The sequence below is a fragment of the Noviherbaspirillum autotrophicum genome (genome assembly GCF_000818395.1).
Lineage (GTDB): Bacteria > Pseudomonadota > Gammaproteobacteria > Burkholderiales > Burkholderiaceae_D > Noviherbaspirillum > Noviherbaspirillum autotrophicum.
On the sequence record NZ_JWJG01000028.1, the window covers coordinates 589,403 to 607,913 of the forward strand.

General features: G+C 64.0%; 17 protein-coding genes. 6 read left to right on the top strand and 11 right to left on the bottom strand.

Annotated features, from left to right (window positions below):
* Window positions 1-41 precede the first annotated feature (41 nt).
* From TSA66_RS03965 to TSA66_RS03990, 6 genes are all read right to left on the bottom strand, one after another.
* Window positions 42-887, bottom strand: a complete 846-nt coding sequence (locus TSA66_RS03965) for an ABC transporter ATP-binding protein (RefSeq protein WP_052452094.1) — start codon at window positions 885-887, stop codon at window positions 42-44.
* 72 nt (window positions 888-959) lie between these two features.
* Window positions 960-2,261 carry an ABC transporter substrate-binding protein gene (locus TSA66_RS03970; RefSeq protein WP_040039075.1) on the bottom strand — a complete coding sequence of 434 codons (1,302 nt, stop codon included), beginning with the start codon at window positions 2,259-2,261 and terminating at the stop codon, window positions 960-962.
* A 48-nt stretch (window positions 2,262-2,309) separates the two neighbouring features.
* On the bottom strand, window positions 2,310-3,368 hold the full coding sequence (locus tag TSA66_RS03975) for a branched-chain amino acid ABC transporter permease (protein ID WP_040039076.1): 1,059 nt from the start codon (window positions 3,366-3,368) through the stop codon (window positions 2,310-2,312).
* A 54-nt stretch (window positions 3,369-3,422) separates the two neighbouring features.
* A complete protein-coding gene (locus TSA66_RS03980; RefSeq protein ID WP_198358913.1) occupies window positions 3,423-4,319 on the bottom strand; it encodes a branched-chain amino acid ABC transporter permease in 897 nt (298 codons plus the stop codon).
* A 35-nt stretch (window positions 4,320-4,354) separates the two neighbouring features.
* Window positions 4,355-5,143 (bottom strand): ABC transporter ATP-binding protein, encoded by a 789-nt coding sequence (locus TSA66_RS03985; RefSeq protein WP_040039078.1) that lies wholly within the window; start codon window positions 5,141-5,143, stop codon window positions 4,355-4,357.
* Between the two features lies 1 nt (window position 5,144).
* Window positions 5,145-7,103, bottom strand: coding sequence for an AMP-binding protein (locus TSA66_RS03990; RefSeq protein WP_198358706.1), 1,959 nt, complete (start codon window positions 7,101-7,103; stop codon window positions 5,145-5,147).
* Between the two features lie 210 nt (window positions 7,104-7,313).
* Between TSA66_RS03990 and TSA66_RS03995 the strand changes: the two genes are divergently transcribed.
* Window positions 7,314-8,000, top strand: coding sequence for a Crp/Fnr family transcriptional regulator (locus TSA66_RS03995; protein WP_232429403.1), 687 nt, complete (start codon window positions 7,314-7,316; stop codon window positions 7,998-8,000).
* A 69-nt stretch (window positions 8,001-8,069) separates the two neighbouring features.
* On the top strand, window positions 8,070-8,813 hold the full coding sequence (locus tag TSA66_RS04000) for an MgtC/SapB family protein (protein ID WP_040042173.1): 744 nt from the start codon (window positions 8,070-8,072) through the stop codon (window positions 8,811-8,813).
* Between the two features lie 101 nt (window positions 8,814-8,914).
* Here the strand turns inward: TSA66_RS04000 and TSA66_RS04005 are convergent, their stop codons facing one another.
* Window positions 8,915-9,514 (bottom strand): type 1 glutamine amidotransferase domain-containing protein, encoded by a 600-nt coding sequence (locus TSA66_RS04005; protein ID WP_040039080.1) that lies wholly within the window; start codon window positions 9,512-9,514, stop codon window positions 8,915-8,917.
* Between the two features lie 185 nt (window positions 9,515-9,699).
* Between TSA66_RS04005 and mobA the strand changes: the two genes are divergently transcribed.
* From mobA to TSA66_RS04025, 4 genes are all read left to right on the top strand, one after another.
* On the top strand, window positions 9,700-10,299 hold the full coding sequence (mobA, locus tag TSA66_RS04010) for a molybdenum cofactor guanylyltransferase MobA (protein WP_040039081.1): 600 nt from the start codon (window positions 9,700-9,702) through the stop codon (window positions 10,297-10,299).
* Window positions 10,296-11,579 carry a molybdopterin molybdotransferase MoeA gene (gene moeA / locus TSA66_RS04015; RefSeq protein WP_040039082.1) on the top strand — a complete coding sequence of 428 codons (1,284 nt, stop codon included), beginning with the start codon at window positions 10,296-10,298 and terminating at the stop codon, window positions 11,577-11,579. The genes mobA and moeA overlap by 4 nt, the downstream gene beginning before the upstream one ends.
* Window positions 11,580-11,913: 334 nt before the next feature.
* The gene (gene lon / locus TSA66_RS04020) at window positions 11,914-14,277 is read left to right on the top strand and encodes an endopeptidase La (RefSeq protein ID WP_052452613.1); all 2,364 of its coding nucleotides are present in this window, start codon (window positions 11,914-11,916) and stop codon (window positions 14,275-14,277) included.
* Between the two features lie 12 nt (window positions 14,278-14,289).
* On the top strand, window positions 14,290-14,637 hold the full coding sequence (locus TSA66_RS04025) for a hypothetical protein (protein WP_157691595.1): 348 nt from the start codon (window positions 14,290-14,292) through the stop codon (window positions 14,635-14,637).
* Window positions 14,638-14,661: 24 nt separating this feature from the next.
* Here the strand turns inward: TSA66_RS04025 and TSA66_RS04030 are convergent, their stop codons facing one another.
* The 4 genes from TSA66_RS04030 to TSA66_RS04045 form a co-directional block, all read right to left on the bottom strand.
* Window positions 14,662-15,294, bottom strand: a complete 633-nt coding sequence (locus TSA66_RS04030) for an MlaC/ttg2D family ABC transporter substrate-binding protein (RefSeq protein ID WP_332309929.1) — start codon at window positions 15,292-15,294, stop codon at window positions 14,662-14,664.
* A 96-nt stretch (window positions 15,295-15,390) separates the two neighbouring features.
* Window positions 15,391-16,017 (bottom strand): LysE family translocator, encoded by a 627-nt coding sequence (locus TSA66_RS04035; protein WP_040039085.1) that lies wholly within the window; start codon window positions 16,015-16,017, stop codon window positions 15,391-15,393.
* A gap of 83 nt (window positions 16,018-16,100) precedes the next feature.
* A complete protein-coding gene (locus tag TSA66_RS04040) occupies window positions 16,101-17,222 on the bottom strand; it encodes a DUF748 domain-containing protein (protein ID WP_040039086.1) in 1,122 nt (373 codons plus the stop codon).
* A 10-nt stretch (window positions 17,223-17,232) separates the two neighbouring features.
* Complete coding sequence (locus TSA66_RS04045) at window positions 17,233-18,507, bottom strand: amidohydrolase family protein (RefSeq protein ID WP_040042175.1); 1,275 nt, start codon at window positions 18,505-18,507, stop codon at window positions 17,233-17,235.
* Between the last annotated feature and the right edge of the window lie 4 nt (window positions 18,508-18,511).

Here is an 18,511-nt window from a genome sequence, read left to right on the forward strand (position 1 = left end):
GCGTGGTGCGCTCGTCGTGCAAGCAGTCGGGGCAGCCGCTATCAAGCCAGCCAGCGTTTGCGGCGGCGATAGAACTTCATGTCGCGGAAGCTCTTTCGCTCGGCGCCGGACACGCCCAGGTAGAATTCCTTCACGTCTTCATTGGTCGCCAGATCCTGCGCCGCGCCTTCCATCACGACCCGGCCGTTTTCCAGGATGTAGCCGAAGTCCGCATAGCGCAGCGCCACCATCGTGTTCTGTTCGGCCACCAGGAAAGACACGTTTTCCTTGCTGTTCAAGTCCTTGACGATCTCGAAAATCTCTTCGACGATCTGCGGCGCCAGGCCCATAGATGGTTCGTCGAGCAGGATCATCGATGGTTTGGCCATCAGTGAGCGGCCGATCGCGCACATCTGCTGCTCGCCGCCGGAGGTGTAGCCGGCCTGCGAATTGCGGCGCTCCTTCAGGCGTGGGAAATAGTGGTAGACCTTTTCCAGCGCTTCCTTCAGGTCGGCGCGCGACAAACTGCGCGTATAGGCGCCGGTCAAGAGGTTTTCCTCGACCGTCAGGTGGCCGAAGCAGTGGCGGCCTTCCATCACCTGCGACAGGCCGCGCTTGACCAGTTCGTTGGGCGTGAGCTGATCGACGCGCTCGCCCTTGAATTCGACGCTGCCCTTGGTGACGTCGCCGCGCTCGCCGCGCAAGAGCGTCGAAATCGATTTCATCGTGGTTGACTTGCCGGCGCCATTGGCGCCCAACAAGGCGACGATCTTGCCCTGCGGGACTTGCAGCGACACGCCTTTCAGCACCAGGATCACGTGGTCATAGATGACCTCGATGTTGTTGACGGAAAGATAGGGGCGTCCGGCCTGAAGCGGAGCGGTGTTAGTTGCGGATGAAAAACTCATGTCAGTAATCCGGAGCGCAGGTTGCCTTCCCTCCCCGGCAAGGGGAGGGCGCTTTCGTGGAACGGGAAGCGATCAGCTGGCGCAAGCCGGCTTGATGTTCTTCTCCGTCGCATACTTCGCCGACGATTCCTCGAGCAGGCGGCGCGTGAGCGCCTTGTCGCCGGTGACCCAGTTCGGCGTGATCGGCACCCATTTGCTGCCGGTCCATTGCTGCACCTTCACCGCGCCCGAGCCTTCGTGGTCGTCGCACGAGGTCTTCACCGGCGGGAACATGCCGAGTGCGCCGAGCGCCTTCTGGCGCGCGTCATCCACGTTCAGGTTCTCGAAGCCCCAGCGCACCTGCTCGCCGGTCATGACCTTGCCCTTGCCGAATTTTTCCTGCGCCTTGCGGATCGCTTCGGTCCACAGGATCGCCGCCGTCACGCCGCGCATGTGGTAGACGGAACCGATGCGGCCCTTGTCGTCGAGGTTGCCGCGGCCGGCGTCATAGACTTTCTTGCGGATATCGTCGAGCACCGGATAGTTGCCCGGCGTGTTGAAGGTCATTGTGGTGTAGCCCTTGGCGGCATCGCCCGCCGGAATCGTGTCTTCTTCCGAGCCGGCCCACCATACGCCGAGAATCTTCTCGCGCGGGAAGCCGTTGCGCTGCGCGGTCTTCAATGCCACCGCATTCATCACGCCCCAGCCCCACAGAATCACGTAATCCGGCTTGGCCTGGCGGATCTGCAGCCATTGCGACTGTTGCTCGTTACCCGGATGCGCGACCGGGATCTTGATCAGCTCGAAACCGTATTTCGCCGCTTCCGCGTCCAGCACCGGCATCGGCTCCTTGCCGAACGCCGAGTCGTGGTACAGGTGCACGATCTTCTTGCCCTTGAGCTTTTCCACGCCGCCGTTCTGGCTGCCCAGATATGCGACCATCGCCGCCGCCTGGTTCCAGTAGCTGGTAATGAGCGGGAACACGTACGGGAACACCTTGCCGTTGGCCGCGTCCGAGCGGCCATAGCCCAGTGTCGTCATCGGGATCTTGTCGGTCGCGACGCGGTCCAGGATGCCGTAGGCGATACCGGTTGACAGCGGATCGACCAGCGCCGCGCCGCCGTTCTTCGCTTTCATGCGCTCGTAGCATTCGACGCCGCGCGACGCGTTGTATTCCGTCTCGCATTCTTCCCATTTGATCTTCACGCCGTTGATGCCGCCGTTGGCATTGACCAGGTTGAAGTAATCGATGGCGCCGCCATAGAAGCCGGAGCCGCCCGCCGCATAGGGACCGACGCGGTAGGACGGCAGCGGAATGTATTGTTCTTGTGCTGCCGCGATGCTGACGCTGCCGGCCAGGGCCGCGCCCAGCAGGACTGATTTGATCAACTTCATGTGCTCCTCCTTGTTATAAACAGCAATGAGACAGTGAAAACGTTCTGATTAATGCGGGAAAGGCCACAGGCGCAGCTTCTCCTTGGCGATCTGCCACAGGCGCGCCAGGCCATGCGGCTCGACGATCAAAAAGAAGATGATCAGCGCGCCGAACACCATCAGCTCCAGGTTGGACGCCACCGACGTCGGCAGCGCCAGGGAGTGCGCCACGATGTTGAGCACAATCGGCAGCAGCACGATGAAGGCCGAGCCGAAGAAGGCGCCGATGATCGAGCCGACGCCGCCGATGATGATCATGAATAGGATGCGGAACGACAGGTCCAGGCTGTACGCTTCCGGCTCCACTGTGCCGAGGTAGGCGAACGCATACAGCGCGCCGGCCACGCCGCAGTAGAACGAGCTGACCGCGAACGCCAGCAGCTTGGTGCGCATCGGCCGGAAGCCAATCACTTCGGCTGCCACATCCATGTCGCGCACCGCCATCCACGAGCGGCCGACGTTGGTGCGGATCATGTTCTTCAGCAGTACCGCCATCACGCACACGATGCACAGCGTGAGCAGGTATTTGCTGACGGGCGTATCGAATTCATAGCCGAGGATCACGATTTTTTGCGCGGTGATCACGCCCGACGAGCTGTTATTGGTGAACCAGGAAATCTTGGTCAGGCACCAGACCACAAAGAATTGCGTGGCCAGCGTCGCCGCCGCCAGGTAAAAGCCGCGGATGCGCAGCGACGGCAGGCCGAAAACGATACCGACCATGGCCGCGCACAGGCCGCCGAGCACGAAGGCCAAGAGCACCGGGATGCCGGGCACGCGCAGGATGAAGTTGTACGAGGCGAAGGCGCCGACCGCCATGAAGGCGGCGGTGCCGAGCGACAGCTGCCCCGCATAGCCGGTCAGGATGTTCAATCCCAGTGCGGCCAGCGCAAAGATCAGGAACGGAATCAGCACCGCCGAAAATACGTAGGGCGAGGCGACGAACGGCACCACCAGGAAGGCGACGGCGAGCAAGAGCGCCACGCCGATGCGGTCCTGTCGGATGGGGAAGATCTGGCTGTCAGCCTGATAGGTGATTTTGAACTGGCCTGCTTCGCGGTAGAACATGGTTTATTCCCGGTTCGTTGAAACGTGATGTCTGGACTGCGTCGTCGATACCAACTAGATCCGTCGAATGATCTTTTCGCCGAACAGCCCTTCCGGCCGCACCAGCAAGAACAGCAGCGCTAGCACATACGGGAACCAGCCCTCGATGCCGCCGCCGACCATCGGGCCGATGTACACTTCGGCCAGCTTTTCGGAGGCGCCGATGATCAGCCCGCCAAGGATGGCACCCGGCACCGAGGTGAAGCCGCCGAGAATCAGCACCGGCAGCGCTTTCAGTGCGACGAAGGTCAGCGCGAACTGCACGCCGTTGCGCGCGCCCCATAGCATGCCGGCGACCAGCGCAACGAAACCGGCGACGGCCCACACGATGCCCCAGATCTGCTGCAGCGGGATGCCGACTGCCAGCGCCGCCTGGTGGTCGTCGGCCACGGCGCGCAAGGCGCGGCCGATCTTGGTCTTGGAAAAGAACAGCGCCAGTGCGGTGACCAGCACCGCGCAGATGCCGGCGGATGCCACATCAAACTGCGATACCGCGATGTTGAACTGGTCGAGCAGGAACTGGATCGGCACGTCCTCTATGCCGATTTCCAGGCGGCGCACTTCGGAGCCCCAGATCAGCTGGGCCAGTCCCTCGATGAAGAAGGTCAGGCCGATGGTCGCCATGAACAGCGTGATTTCCGGCTGGTTCACCAGCGGGCGCAGCACGATTTTTTCGGTGGCCAGGCCAAGCAGCACCATCGCCGCCATCGTCAGCGGCACAGCGACCCACAGCGACACGCCGAACTTGGCGACGATGCCCACGCAGGTCGATGCGGCGAAGAACACCATCGCGCCCTGTGCAAAATTGAATACGCCGGAGGCTTTATAGATGAGCACGAAGCCGAGTGCGACCAGTGCGTACATCACGCCGGCCAGGAGGCCGCCGATTAACACTTCGAAGAAGAAGCTGATATCCATAGTTGTCCTTGTTGCGCGCCGGAAGACTGTTAATGCGCTACGCCGAGGTAGGCGTTGATCACATCCTGATTGCTCCGCACTTCGTCCGGCGTGCCGTCCCCGATCTTCTTGCCGTAATCGAGCACCACCACGCGGTCCGAGATATCCATCACCACGCCCATGTCGTGTTCGATGAGCACGATGGTGGTGCCGAACTGGTCGTTGACGTCGAGGATGAAGCGGCACATGTCCTGCTTTTCTTCCACGTTCATGCCGGCCATCGGCTCGTCCAAGAGCAGGATTTCCGGCTCGGCCGCGAGCGCGCGCCCGAGTTCGACGCGCTTTTGCAGGCCGTACGGCAGGCGGGAAACCGGCGTCTTGCGGATGGCCTGGATTTCGAGGAAGTCGATGATCTCTTCGACCTTCTTGCGGTGCGCGATCTCTTCCTTCTGCGCCGCTCCCCAGTACAGCGCCTGCAGCAGGAAGTTGGTCTGCATCTTCAGGTTACGGCCGGTCATGATGTTGTCGAGTACCGACATGCCCTTGAACAGCGCAATGTTCTGGAACGTGCGCGCAATGCCGCTTTTCGCCGCCGCATAGGTGTCCATGCCGCGCCGTTGCTGCCCGCGATAGATGATCTCGCCTTCCTGCGGCCGGTACACGCCGTTGATCACGTTGAGCATCGAGCTCTTGCCCGCGCCGTTGGGGCCGATGATGGCGCGGATCTCGTGCTCGCGCACGTTGAATGAAATATCGGTGAGCGCCTTGACGCCGCCGAACGACAGGCAGATGTTGCGCAGGTCCAGGATCACGTCGCCGATGTTGCGATTGCCATGCATGTCAGGCCGCCTTCTTCAGGGAGGAATAGGTCTTCACGTCGACGATGCGCAGGTCGGCCGCGACCTTGCCCTGGCGCCCGTCCTCGAACTTCACCTGCGTCTCGATGTACTGGGAGATGCGGCCGGAATACAGCGCGTCGATCAGCACCTTGTACTTGTCGGCGACGAAGCGCCGGCGCACCTTCCGGGTACGGGTCAGCTCGTCGTCGTCCGGGTCGAGTTCCTTGTGCAGCACCAGGAAGCGGTGAATCTGGGTGCCGGCCATCAGCGCTTCGCCGGCGAGATCGGTATTGACCTTTTCCACGCATTCGGCGATCAGCTCGTAAGTCTCGTGCTTGCCGGCCAGGTCCGTGTAGCCGGAGTAGGCAATGCCGCGCCGCTCGGCCCAGTTGCCGACGGCTTCCATGTCGATGTTGATGAATGCGCACACGCGGTCGCGATCGTGGCCGAAGGCGACGGCTTCCTTGATGAAGGGGAAGAACTTCAGCTTGTTCTCGATGTAGTTCGGCGCGAATATGTCGCCGCTGGTCATCTTGCCCACGTCGGCGGCGCGGTCGATGATCTTCAGGTGCCCTTCCTCGTCGAAGATGCCGGCATCTCCCGTATGGAAGTAGCCGTGCTCGTCGATCACCTCCGCTGTCGCGTCCGGCCGCTTGTAGTATTCCTTGAGCATCGCGGCGGACTTCACCAGCACTTCGCCGTTGGGCGCGAGTTTCACTTCGACGCCGGGAGCGGGCAGGCCGACGCTGTCGAACTTGATATGGCCGTCCGGCTGCAGGCACACGTAGGCGCAGGTTTCGGTGGCGCCGTACAGCTGCTTTAAGTTGACGCCGATCGAGCGGTAGAAGCGGAACAGGTCGGGACCGATCGCCGCGCCCGCGGTATAGGCCACGCGCACGCGCGACAGTCCCAGCACATTCTTCAGCGGTCCGTACACCAGCAGGTTGCCGAGCGCGTAGCTGAGCCGGTCTATGACGCCGACCGGCTTGCCATCGAGGATGTCGGAGCCGACGCGGCGCGCGACTTCCATGAAGTGCGCGAACATCTTGCGCTTGATCGCGCCCGCGTCTTCCATGCGGATCATCACCGTGGTCAGCATGTTTTCGAACACGCGCGGCGGCGCGAAATAATAAGTCGGCCCGATCTCGCGCAGATCGGTCAGCACCGTGTCGCCCGACTCCGGGCAGTTCACGGTAAAGCCGGCCACCAGCGCCTGCGCATACGAGAACAAGTGGTCGCCGACCCATGCCATCGGCAGGTAGGACAGGATGTCTTCGTCGGCAGTGAGTTTGTCGAAGCCGACGCCGCCGGTGGCCGCCGCCATGAACGAGCGATGGGTCTGGCACACGCCCTTGGGCTTGCCGGTGGTGCCGGAGGTATAGAGCATCACGGCGACGTCGTCGGCGCGCCCGGCGTTCACCTCGTGCATGAAAAAGCCCGCATGTTCGGCGTCGTACTGGCGTCCGAGCTGCTGCACCTGTTCGTACGACGCCAGCTCCGGCTGCTTGTAGTGGCGCATGCCGCGCGGGTCGTCGTAAATGATATGCGAGATGCGTTTTAAGTTTTGCTTGATCTCGAATAGCTTGTCGACCTGCTCCTGGTCTTCCACCACGGCGAAATCGATTTCCGCGTCGTCCAGCACATAGGTCATGTCGGCCGCCGGCGCGTCCTGGTACAGCGGTACGGCCACGCCGCCCAAGGCTTGTGCGGCAGCCATCGCCCAGTACAGGCGCGGTCGGTTGTCGCCGATGATCGCCAGGTTCATGCCGCGCTTGAAGCCCATCGCCGCCAGCCCGCAGGCCAGTGCGCGCACTTCGTCGGCGACCTGCGCCCAGTTCCAGGTTTGCCAGATGCCGAGGTCCTTCTCGCGGAAGGCCGGGCGGCCGGCTCGCGTTTGCGCATGCTGCAGCAGCATGCGCGGGAACGTCAGTTCGCCCGCGCTATTGATGTGTTCTGCCATCGTCCCACTCTCTCTTAACAGGTCTAACCGTCGTCAAGGGGCGGAGCAGACTAAGCCGGCGTCGCAGAGGTATCCGCGGCACTCAGATCGGCTTACAATGTCTCCGTTGTTTTCTTTTGTTTGTCAGGATACTAGGCAGTTTTACTCCCGTTCGCTGTCATCTGGCTGACAATCTTCCTGAATCGCTGACTATCGTTGATGCGTTGCACAATGGCCCAAGAAAAAATCTCCCTGAACGCGGTGTTGCGCCAGACGATCTGGGCCAAGCAGCTGACGACGGAGCAGATGGCGCGGGTGGAAGCGGATACGGTCGAGCAGTGCGTTCCGAAGGGCGGCTACATCTGCCGCAAGGGCGAGCAGGTCGATGCCTGGATCGGCGTCATCGACGGGCTGGTCAAGATGAACAACCTGTCCCCCGAGGGGAAGTCGGTCACCTTCACCGGCGTGACGGCCGGCGGCTGGTTCGGCGAAGGCACGCTCTTGAAGCAGGAGACGCGCAAGTACGACGTGGTGGCGCTGCGCGATTCGCGCATTGCGCGCATGCCGGCCAAGACTTTCATGTGGCTGCTCGATACCAGCCTGCCGTTCAATAAATTCCTTTTGATGCAGCTCAACGAGCGCCTCGGCCAATTCATCGGCATGGTCGAGTTCGACCGCCTGCTCGACGTCGATGCGCGCGTGGCGCGCTGTCTGGCGGCGCTGTTCAACACGCACCTATACCCGGGCACGAACACGCTGCTGCAGATCTCGCAGGAAGAAATCGGTTTTTTGTCCGGCGCGTCGCGCCAGCGCGCCAACCAGGCGCTGCAGGTGCTGGAGCGCGCCGGGCTGTTGAAAGTGGATTACGGCGGCATTCAGATTCTCGACCTGGACGGCTTGCGCCGCTTCAGCAACTGATGCGGCTGCGACCGATGACTAACCAAACGTGGTGAACCGATAGTGTTTCTGGAAAAGCTCTTGTCCGACCTGCCGTCCCGCTCACTGCTTGCCGCATTCTGGTCCGGCGAAGTGGTGGCGACCAATCTCCTGGTGTTCTTCAGCCTGTTCGGCGCGCTGCTGCTGGGCCTGATCGTCGGCTATGAGCGTGCCTACCATGGCCGCGCCGCCGGCATGCGCACCTACGGCCTGGTATGCATGGCCTCGGCCGCGCTGACCGTCATCGCCGGCTATTCGGGCGACTGGTACGGCGGCCAGGTCGCCGTCAGCGCGGGCGCCGATCCGACCCGCGTCATCCAGGGCATCGTCACCGGCATCGGTTTCCTTGGCGCCGGCGTGATCATGAAGGAAGGCTTCAACATCAGCGGCCTGACGACCGCCGCATCGATCTGGGCCGCGTCGGTGATCGGCGTCTTGGTCGGTGTCGGTTTTTACCTGTCGGCGATGCTGCTGGCCTTGCTGTCGGCCGTGTGCATGATCGGCGTGCCAAAGCTGTCGAGCCGGCTGCCGTCGCGCCAGGCAATCGCCATTGTGCTGCGCTTCAAGGAAGGCGCTTCACCGACCGAGGAACGGCTGCGCGACGCGGCCATCAAACGCGGCTATGAAATCGCCGGCGGCTCCATCTCGATTTCGGCGCACCACGGCAAGCTCGAATGGCATTTCGTGGCCGTGGCGTTCGGCAAGAACAGCGGCGCGCCGATTTCCGAACTGGCGCGCGAACTGAGCGAGGTGGAGGGAGTGGAGGGGTTTAACTTGTCGCATGCGCGCAATTAATTAGCGCTTAGCGCCCCGTCCGGATTCGAAGGAAATTTTCCTGCGCCGCGCTCCCCTCTCTTGTTCATGCAAGAGGGGAGCGCGGCGATGGCGCAAAACGCTTATCCCGCCAGGCCGATGCCGGTTTGCTCGTCGCGCGTGCCGCGTACGCTGCCGCTGAAGCGCTGGAACAGCAGGTCGACGACCTTGTTGTTGAAGGCCGGAATATCGTCCGGCTTGCGGCTGGTGACCAGATTGCCGTCGATCACCACTTCCTGATCGACCCAGGTGCCGCCTGCGTTGCGGATGTCGTCTTGCAGCGTCGGCCAGCTGGTCATGGTCTTGCCGTCGACGAGGCGCGCCGACACCAGCAGCCAGCCGCCATGGCAAATGGCGGCGATCGGCTTGCCGTCGTCATCCATTTGCTGCACAAAGCGCTGTGCTTCGGGAATGATGCGGATGTGGTCGCCGTTCATCACGCCGCCCGGCAGCACCACGCCGTCAAAATCCTTCGGGTCGGCTTCGCCAAACGTCAGGTCGACATCGAACTGGTCGCCCTTGGTGTCGTGATGAAAGCCTTGCACCTTGCCGTGTTTCTCGGAAATCACCTTGGTCGAGGCGCCTTGCTGGAGCAGCGCATCGCGCGGGCCGGTGAACTCCACCTGCTCGAAACCGTCGGTAACCAGAATCGCGATGTTCATGCCATTGAGTGTGGTATCCATGCTTGTCTTTCCAAAAAAGAGGATCGCTCTTGGGGTCTGCTTGGACTTGGCTAAAAGGCATTAAGTTCTGGCCTATCTTGCCGGGCGGGTTGCAGAGTGGCGCTTGCCGATTCGACAGACAAGCATGCTGGAATTACAATGGCCGCATTGCGCCGAGCGGCGCTTGTCCACGACCTGCCCCATTCATGACACCCAGCACTAGCCAGATCACCGGACTCGTCCTTGCCGGCGGGCGCGGCTCGCGCATGGGGGGCGTGGACAAGGGGTTGCAGCCGTTGAATGGCATGCCGATGATCAAGCATGTCATCGAGCGCCTGTCGCCCCAGGTGGGGGCCTTGATGATCAATGCCAACCAGAACTTGGAGCGCTACCGCGCATTCGGCCTGCCGCTCTGGCCGGACCAGTTGACCGGCTTCGCCGGCCCGCTCGCCGGGCTGCACACCGGGCTGATGCATTGCGCCACCGACTATCTCGTGACGGCACCGTGCGATTCGCCGTTCCTGCCGCCCGACCTAGTGGCGCGCCTGCGTGCGGCACTGGCCGCGCAGGAGGCGAACCTGGCCGTGGCCGCCACCGAAGAAAACGGCACGCGCCGGCTGCACCCGGTGTTTTGCCTGATGCATGTATCCGTCCTGCCCAGCCTGACGGCATATCTGGACGACGGCGGGCGCAAGTTCGAGACCTGGTGCCGCTCTCTGCGGTTAGCCGACGTTCCTTTCCCCGATGAGGCAGCCTTCCGCAATATCAATACCGTGGAAGAATTGCGCCGCTTTGAGAACCCATGATGTCCAGCCTATCCCAAGTCACCAGTTGCCTGTCCGGTTACGACCCGGATGCCTTGTCGGTCGCGCAAGCGCAGCACATCATCGGCCAGTGCGTCGCGCCCGTGACGGCGGTCGAAAAGCTGGCCTTGCGCAGCGCACTCGATCGTGTGCTGGCCGCTGACCTGATCTCGCCGATCAACGTGCCGCCGCACGACAATTCGGCGATGGACGGCTACGCCTTGCGCGGTGCCGACCTGCAGGGCGCGCAGCCGGTGACGCTGAAGGTGGTCGCCACCGTGCTGGCCGGCGGCGGTTTTCATGGCGCGCTCGGCGCCGGCGAATGCGTGCGCATCATGACCGGCGCGCCGATGCCCGCCGCCTGTGATACGGTGGTGCCGCAGGAATTGACGCAGGATGCATCGGAGACGGCAGTGACGATTCCGCCCGGCGTGGTCAAGCCCGGCGACAACCGGCGCCGCCAAGGCGAAGACCTGCAAGCTGGCAAGCCTGCGCTGCGGGCTGGAAAAATCCTGCGTCCGGCCGATCTCGGCCTGATCGCCTCGCTCGGCATTGCCGAAGTGCCGGTGCGGCGCCGGCTGCGCGTGGCCTTCTTTTCCACCGGCGACGAGTTGCGTTCCATCGGCGAGCCGCTCGAACCCGGCTGCATCTATGACAGCAACCGCTACACCCTGTACGGCATGCTGGCGCGCCTTGGCTGCGACGTGATCGACATGGGTGTCGTCCGGGACGAGCCGGCGGCGATGGAGGCGGCATTTCGCAGCGCCTGCGAAAACGCCGACGCCGTCATCACTTCCGGCGGCGTGTCGGTGGGCGACGCCGACTATACCAAGCAGATGATGGCAACGCTGGGCGAAGTGGCATTCTGGAAAATCGCCATCCGCCCCGGGCGCCCGATGGCCTTCGGCCGCATCGCATCGAACGGCAGGAGCGCCTATCTGTTCGGCTTGCCCGGCAATCCGGTCGCGGTGATGGTGGCATTCTATTTCTTTGCGCGCGACGCGCTGCTGCGCATGATGGGCGCGGACGCCGCGCCGCTGCCGCCCCTGCAGGCCCTGTCGCAGGCGGCAATCCGCAAGAAGCCGGGCCGCACCGAATACCAGCGCGGCGTGTTGTCGCGCGACGCGCATGGCCGGCCGGCGGTACGTATTACCGGGTCGCAAGGCTCGGGCATCCTGCGCTCGATGTCGGAAGCCAACTGCATGGTCGTGCTGCATCACGCGCAGGGTGCCGTCAATGCGGGCGACCTCGTCGACGTGGTGCCGTTCGAGGGCTTGATCTGAGCGCTGCGCCGGGCGGCGCGGCGCTCGTGCATTCCGGCGCGGGATTTCCCGCAAAATTTCTTTTGGCGCTACAGCGCCTGCCATTTCTTTTCCCACGCCAAGTTCCGGTATCACCTTTGTGACATTAAAGGTCTTTGCCGCCGGAACAGCCCAGCGGCCACTCTTGTCAAACAGGCCGAGATTGGGATCAATTCGCGGGACGAATGCGCGAACTGAATGCGGGTTGATGTGCCACCGTTGACGCCAGCCCCGGTCTTTTTACCCATCGAGGACTAGGATGATCAAGACGGAACAGCGGCAATTCCTCGAAGTCGCGCTCGAGAGCGACAGTGCCATGACAATGGAAGAAATCAAGGCTACTCCCAGCAAGTTTCCGGCATTGCCGGCGGATGCTATGGTCATCATTCCCTTGCGTTACACGGTGCTGTTTCCCGGCATGATCGTGCCCATCAGTGTCGGGCGCGAAAGCTCGATCGCGGCGGCGCAAGAAGCGGTGCGGGCGGAGCGCCCGGTCGGGCTGCTGCTGCAGCATGATTCCGAGGTCGAGGCGCCCACGCCCGAGCAGATTTACCAGATCGGCACCTGCGCCAACATCCTGCGCTACCTGACGTCGCAGGACAGCGGCCACTACATCGTGTGCCAGGGCGACCGGCGCATCCGCGTGCTGGAATTTTTGGATGGCTATCCGTTTCACGTGGCGCGCGTCGAATTTCTGGAAGATGAAAACGAGCAAGGCCATGACATCCAGGCGCGCCTGCTGCAGCTCAAGCAGCGCGCCGCCGAAATTATCGACCTGCTGCCGCAGGCGCCGGCCGAACTGGTGACGGCGACCCAGAACATCGGTTCGGCGGCGGCGCTGGCCGACTTCGTCACCGGCCTGATGGATTTGCCGCTGCAACAGAAGCAGGAAGTGCTGGAAACCCGCAACTTGCAGCTGCGGCTCGACAAGGTGCTGCAATTTCTGTCCGACCGCATCGAGGTGCTGAAGCTGTCGCATGAAATCAACGAGCAGACCAAGGAGCGCATGGATGACCGGCAGCGCGAATTCCTGCTGCGCGAACAGTTGAAGACGATTCAGAAGGAACTCGGCGATGCCACGGACAGCGTGGCCGACGTCGAAAAGCTCAAGGCCGCGCTGCTCAAGGCCAACATGCCAGCCGAGGTCGAGGCGCACACGCGCAAGGAGCTGCAGCGGCTCGAACGCATGCAGGAAGCGGCGGCCGAATTCGCGATGCTGTGCACCTACCTTGAATGGATGACCGAGCTGCCATGGTCGGCCCAAAGCGAGGAACACATCGACATCGGGCAAGCGCGGCGCATTCTCGACGAAGACCATTTCGGCCTGGACAAGGTCAAGCGCCGCATCCTCGAACACCTTGCCGTGCGTAAGCTCAACCCGGCCGGGAACAGCCCGATCCTGTGCTTTGTCGGCCCGCCCGGCGTGGGCAAGACTTCGCTCGGGCAGAGTGTGGCGCGCGCCACCGGCCGCAAGTTCGTGCGCGTTGCGCTGGGCGGCGTGCATGACGAAGCGGAAATCCGCGGCCATCGGCGCACCTACGTGGGCGCCTTGCCTGGCAATATCATTCAAGCGCTGCGCAAGGCCGGTACGCGCAATTGCGTCATGATGCTCGACGAGCTCGACAAGCTCGGTGCCGGCATGCACGGCGATCCGGCCGCCGCGCTTTTGGAAGTGCTCGACCCGGAGCAGAATGCGCACTTTCGCGACAGCTACCTCGGCCAGCCGTTCGACTTGTCCAAGGTCATGTTCATTGGCACGGCCAACATGCTCGACACTATCCCCGCGCCTTTGCTCGATCGCATGGAAGTCATCCGCCTGCCCGGCTACACTGCGCAAGAAAAGGCGCAGATCGCGCGCCGCTACCTGGTTCCCCGGCAACTCGAAGCGGACGGGATGACCGAGCAGCAATGCCGCATCGACGATGCCGCCATCCATGCCATCATCCGCGATTACACGCGCGAAGCCGGCGTGCGCAATCTCGAGCGCGAGATCGGCACCGTCTTTCGGCATGTCGCCATGCGCATCGCCGAGGGTTCGGCGCAACAGATGCATCTCGAGTTGGCGCAGCTGGCGGAAATTCTCGGGCCGAAGACGTTCGAGAGCGAACTGGCGCTGCATGCCAGCCTGCCGGGCGTGGCGACTGGACTGGCATGGACGCCGAGCGGCGGCGACATCCTGTTCATCGAAGCGACCGTGACGCCAGGCAAGGGCAAGCTGATCCTGACCGGCAAGCTGGGCGACATCATGAAGGAAAGCGCGCAGGCTGCGCACACTCTGGTCAAGGCGCATTGCGCAGAACTCGGCGTCGATGCCGCTGTCTTCGAGAGCAGCGACATCCATGTGCACGTGCCGGCCGGCGCCATGCCCAAGGATGGCCCCAGCGCCGGCGTGGCGATCTATGTCGCGCTGTGCTCGCTGCTGACGCACCGTCCGGTGAGCAATGATTGCGCGATGACCGGCGAAATCAGCCTGCGCGGCCTGGTGCTGCCGGTCGGTGGCGTCAAGGAAAAAGTGCTGGCGGCGCTGCAGGCCGGTATCAAGCGCGTGCTGCTGCCGGCGCGTAACAGGAAGGAACTGGATGACATTCCGGCGGAAGCGCGCCGCGAACTGCAATTCATCTGGCTGGAATCGGTCGACGACGCGCTGCGCGAAGCCGTCGGCGCGTTACCCCACCACTGAATGGAGATTGGCATGAACAGAGCACTCGACATCTTCAGGCAAGCATTGTGGCAGCTGACGGAGGAGCAGCCGCGCCGGCAGCCGGCGCCGCTGACGCCGCCCGATCCATGGAACGCGATGTTCACGTTCCGCTATTCGTATACCGAAATTTCCGCGCAGGGCGGCGACGCGCATGTGAAGCGCCGCGAGACGCGCTTCGAAGACGGCAAGTTCGTCACCGAAGAGTGCGAAGGCACCGTCCGGCGCGACGCCTACGATCGCATGGTCGAGCAGACGCAGCAGGTTTTCATCGAGCAGATGAACCAGGCGATGAAGATGTTTTATCTGCCGTTTGCGCCGCGCGGGCGCAGCGATGAATAGCGCACGCTGCGCGCTGTGCACGGGCTACCGCGCCGCCAGCATCCTGTTCTTTTCCTCCAGCGTGCGGATCAAGCCTTCGACGCCGCCGCGGCCGATCTCGGCGGCGAAGCTGCTCTTGTAGGTCTGGATCATCCAGACGCCGAGCACGTTGACGTCGTACACCTTCCAGCCGTCGGTCGACTTGTAGAGGTGGTAGCCGACCTGGACCGGTTCGGCGCTGCGCTTGGGCTGCACCTGGAAGCGCACCACCACGTCGGTGGCGTCGGGAGTGGCGCGCAGCGGCTCGAACTCCAGCTTCTGGTTGCCGACCTGCGACAGCGCACCGGCATAGGTGTGCATCAGCAGCGAGCGGAATTCATCGATCAGCTGTTGCTGCTGTTGCGGCGTCGCCTGGCGCCAGTGATGGCCGACCGCCAGCGCCGTGGCGCGCCGCATGTCGAGGTAGGGCAGGATCTTCGACTCGACGACTTCCTGGATGCGCTCCGGGTTGCCGGACTTGATTTCCCTGTCGTGCCGCACGATGGACATCACTTCAGCGGTGACGCGCTTGACCATGTCGTCCGGCGCTTCTTGCGACGGCTCGGCGGCGGCGAACGCCAGTGCGGCCAGGGACCAGCCGGCGAGTGCGAGGAACAGGCGGAATAGGGGCATCATCATCTTTCAGGAAGGATATTCATTGGAGTGGATGCGATCGCGCCGGTTCGCTCTTGCGCGTGAAAAAGACGGCAAACGGAGCGTGTCGTCATCGCTGCTTCAGCGCTGCGTGGTCGCCAGCTTCAGCGCCAGCGCCGCGAATACCGTGCCGGCCACCCGGTTCATGACGCGCTCGGCCTGCTGCGACTGGCTCAGGCGCTGCCCGATCAGGCCGGCCAGCAGGGCAATGGCGCCAAACACCAACAGCGTCGACACGATGAACAAGCCGCCCAGCTGCACCATCTGGCCGGTCAGCGGGCCGCGCGCCGGATCGGCGAATTGCGGCAGGAAGGCCAGGAAAAAGATCGACACCTTCGGATTGGTGATATTCATGATGATGCCGCGGCGATAGAGCTGCCCGGGGCTGGCGCTGCTGCCTTTCCCCATCGCGATGCCGGACGACGAGGCGCGGAATGCTTGCCAGGCGAGGTAGAGCAGGTAGGCCGCGCCGACCAGCTTCAGCGCGGTGAAGGCCAGCGCCGACGCCTGGAAGATGGCGGCCACGCCGAGCGACACCGCCAGCGTATGGACGATCAGCCCGGTGCACAGGCCCAGGGTCACCAGGATGCCGGCCAGCCGGCCGCGCAGCGCGGACTGGGTAAGCACGAAAATATTGTCGGGGCCGGGAGTCATGGCCAGTACGACCGACGTGGCGAAGAAGGCGAGGGCGGTTGCGAGCGGAATCATGTGTTTCCTGTGTAAAAGCTAAGAGTGCCTGCCGATTGTAACGCCGTCCGCCGCCGCATTGATTGCGGCAGGGCAGATGGCGCCTACTTGCCAAACAGTTTCTTGACCATCCCGCCCAAGCCCTGCGCGGCGCTGCCCACGCCGCGCGTGAGTCCTTCGATGCTGATGCCCAGCGTTTCCGCCACCGATGCGCCGATGCGCCGGGAAAAACTGTCGTTGAGCGAAAACTGCGGGTCGTTCAGGTTGCCGTCGAGGGTGAAGCGCAGCGCGATCTGGCCGTCGCGGTTCTTCAGCGCCGCGACCACCGCCTGGCGCGGCACGCCCATGAAGGTGCCGAACGCGCCATTGCCGGGCGCCAGTTCCAGCCCGGAGAGCGTCACCGTCCCCGGCGCGTGCAGCCGGTTGCGGCGCACTGTCGAATGCAGCGCGAGATCGAGCGTGCCGCGCTTGACGCCGGTTTCCGACGCCTTGATCAGGTACGGCTGCAGCGCCACCAGGTCGACGCCGGAGAGCGTGGTCTCGATGTCGGAATTCTTGTCCGCCAGCTCGGCCCAGCCGCCGATCGACACCCGGCCGTCGCGCTTCACGCCCTTGACGGTGCCGTCCAGCGCCAGCCCCGTGCGCCCGGCCAGGCTCGGCACGCGCAAGTCGTCGACGCGCACATGCAATTGTTCCAGCCGTGTCTTGTGCGCCGGCTGGCGCACGCTGGAATCAAAAAATTCCAGCACGCCGTCGCGCAGCTCGATGCTGCCGATGCCGACTTCCGGCGCCGACGTTGAAGTCGGCATCGACGCGGCGGCGGGCTGCACTCCTTGCGCCGCCGGCTTTTCCAGCAGGCTGGGCAACAGGCGCACCTTGCCGTCGCGGGTGCGCCAGACCGAGACGTAGGCCCGGTCGACGGCAATGTGCGACACACGCACCTTGGCCGAGAACAGGCCGGCCAGGTCGGGCGTGACGACCACGCGCTCGGCGCGCAATGTGTCCGGCGCCGGCCAGCCCTTGGGCGCGCGGATGCGCACGTCGCGCGCTTCGATGGCCGACCAGCCGACCACGATGTCGCCCACCTCGCTGTCGGCCCCAAGCGCCTGCTCGACCTGGCCCTTGAGCGCCTTGGTGGCCACATGCAGGCCGGCGAGGGTGCCGGCACCGAGCACAATCAGCACCGCGCCCGAGACGAGCAGCGCGCGTTGCATGCTTCTTTTCATGGAATTCCTCCTATCGCCGCAGCCGGAAATCGACGCTGTCCGGCCGCCCCGGCAGGTTCAGCGCCGCATGCGCCGGCTGCGACTGGCTGACGATGCGCCCGCGCCGGATCACGTAGCGCCGCGCCGCGCGCAGCCGGATCGCCTCGACTGCGTCGCCGGCGTCCAGGATCACGAGGTCGGCGTGGCAGCCCGGCGCCAGGCCATAGCCTTTCAGCCCGAGAATGCGCGCCGGCGTTTGCGTCACCGCCAGGAAGCATGCCTGCATCGCTTCCTGCGACGTCATCTGGGCCACGTGCAATCCCATGTGCGCGACTTCCAGCATGTCGCCCGAACCGAGGCTGTACCACGGGTCCATCACGCAGTCGTGGCCGAAGGCGACATCGATGCCGGCCGCCATCAGCTCCGGCACGCGCGTCATGCCGCGCCGCTTCGGATAGCTGTCGTGCCGGCCCTGCAGGGTGATGTTGATGAGCGGGTTGGCGATGGCGGCCACGCCGGCTTCGCGCATGAGCGGCAAGAGCTTGCTCACGTAATAGTTGTCCATCGAGTGCATCGAGGTCAGGTGCGAACCGGCCACGCGCCCCTGCAGGCCGAGCCGGTGCGCGTGATACGCGAGCGTTTCGATATGGCGCGAGGCCGGGTCGTCCGACTCGTCGCAATGCATGTCCACGCGCAAGCCCTGTTCGGCCGCGAATTCGCACAGCAGGCGCACCGATTCCGCGCCGTCGGCCATGGTGCGCTCGAAATGCGGGATGCCGCCGACCACGTCGACGCCCATGGCGATGGCGCGCTTGAGGTTGGCGAACGCGCTCGGGTGGCGCAACAGCCCGTCCTGCGGAAACGCCACCAGCTGCAGGTCGAGGTAGGGGGCGACCTGGCGCTTGACGTGCAGCAGCGCTTCCACCGCCAGCAGGCGGTCGTCGCACACATCGACGTGGCTGCGGATCGCCAGCAAGCCGCGCGCCACCGCCCAGTCGCAATACTGCAGGGCGCGCGCGGCGACCGCCTCCTGCGTCAGCTGCGGCTTCAGCTCGCCCCACAGCGCGATGCCTTCGAGCAGCGTGCCGGAGCGGTTGATGCGGGGCAGCCCGTGGCTGAGCGTCGCGTCCATGTGAAAGTGGGCGTCGACGAAGGGTGGCGTGACGAGGTCGCCGGCCGCATCGATTTCCTGCGCGCCGCGCACGGCAAGGGCCGGGCCGAGCGCAGCGATGCATGCGCCTTCGATGGCGATGTCGATGCCGCGCCGGCCGTCAGGCAGCGTGGCGTTGCGGATGACCAGATCCATCGGC

Bases quoted from the DNA above. Each gene is read 5' to 3' on its own strand.
- TSA66_RS03965 (WP_052452094.1), bottom strand. From the start codon at position 887: ATGAGTTTTTCATCCGCAACTAACACCGCTCCGCTTCAGGCCGGACGC.
- TSA66_RS03970 (WP_040039075.1), bottom strand. From the start codon at position 2,261: ATGAAGTTGATCAAATCAGTCCTGCTGGGCGCGGCCCTGGCCGGCAGC.
- TSA66_RS03975 (WP_040039076.1), bottom strand. From the start codon at position 3,368: ATGTTCTACCGCGAAGCAGGCCAGTTCAAAATCACCTATCAGGCTGAC.
- TSA66_RS03985 (WP_040039078.1), bottom strand. From the start codon at position 5,143: ATGCATGGCAATCGCAACATCGGCGACGTGATCCTGGACCTGCGCAAC.
- TSA66_RS03990 (WP_198358706.1), bottom strand. From the start codon at position 7,103: ATGGCAGAACACATCAATAGCGCGGGCGAACTGACGTTCCCGCGCATG.
- TSA66_RS03995 (WP_232429403.1), top strand. From the start codon at position 7,314: ATGGCCCAAGAAAAAATCTCCCTGAACGCGGTGTTGCGCCAGACGATC.
- TSA66_RS04005 (WP_040039080.1), bottom strand. From the start codon at position 9,514: ATGGATACCACACTCAATGGCATGAACATCGCGATTCTGGTTACCGAC.
- mobA (WP_040039081.1), top strand. From the start codon at position 9,700: ATGACACCCAGCACTAGCCAGATCACCGGACTCGTCCTTGCCGGCGGG.
- moeA (WP_040039082.1), top strand. From the start codon at position 10,296: ATGATGTCCAGCCTATCCCAAGTCACCAGTTGCCTGTCCGGTTACGAC.
- lon (WP_052452613.1), top strand. From the start codon at position 11,914: ATGACAATGGAAGAAATCAAGGCTACTCCCAGCAAGTTTCCGGCATTG.
- TSA66_RS04025 (WP_157691595.1), top strand. From the start codon at position 14,290: ATGAACAGAGCACTCGACATCTTCAGGCAAGCATTGTGGCAGCTGACG.
- TSA66_RS04030 (WP_332309929.1), bottom strand. From the start codon at position 15,294: ATGATGATGCCCCTATTCCGCCTGTTCCTCGCACTCGCCGGCTGGTCC.
- TSA66_RS04035 (WP_040039085.1), bottom strand. From the start codon at position 16,017: ATGATTCCGCTCGCAACCGCCCTCGCCTTCTTCGCCACGTCGGTCGTA.
- TSA66_RS04040 (WP_040039086.1), bottom strand. From the start codon at position 17,222: ATGAAAAGAAGCATGCAACGCGCGCTGCTCGTCTCGGGCGCGGTGCTG.
- TSA66_RS04045 (WP_040042175.1), bottom strand. From the start codon at position 18,507: ATGGATCTGGTCATCCGCAACGCCACGCTGCCTGACGGCCGGCGCGGC.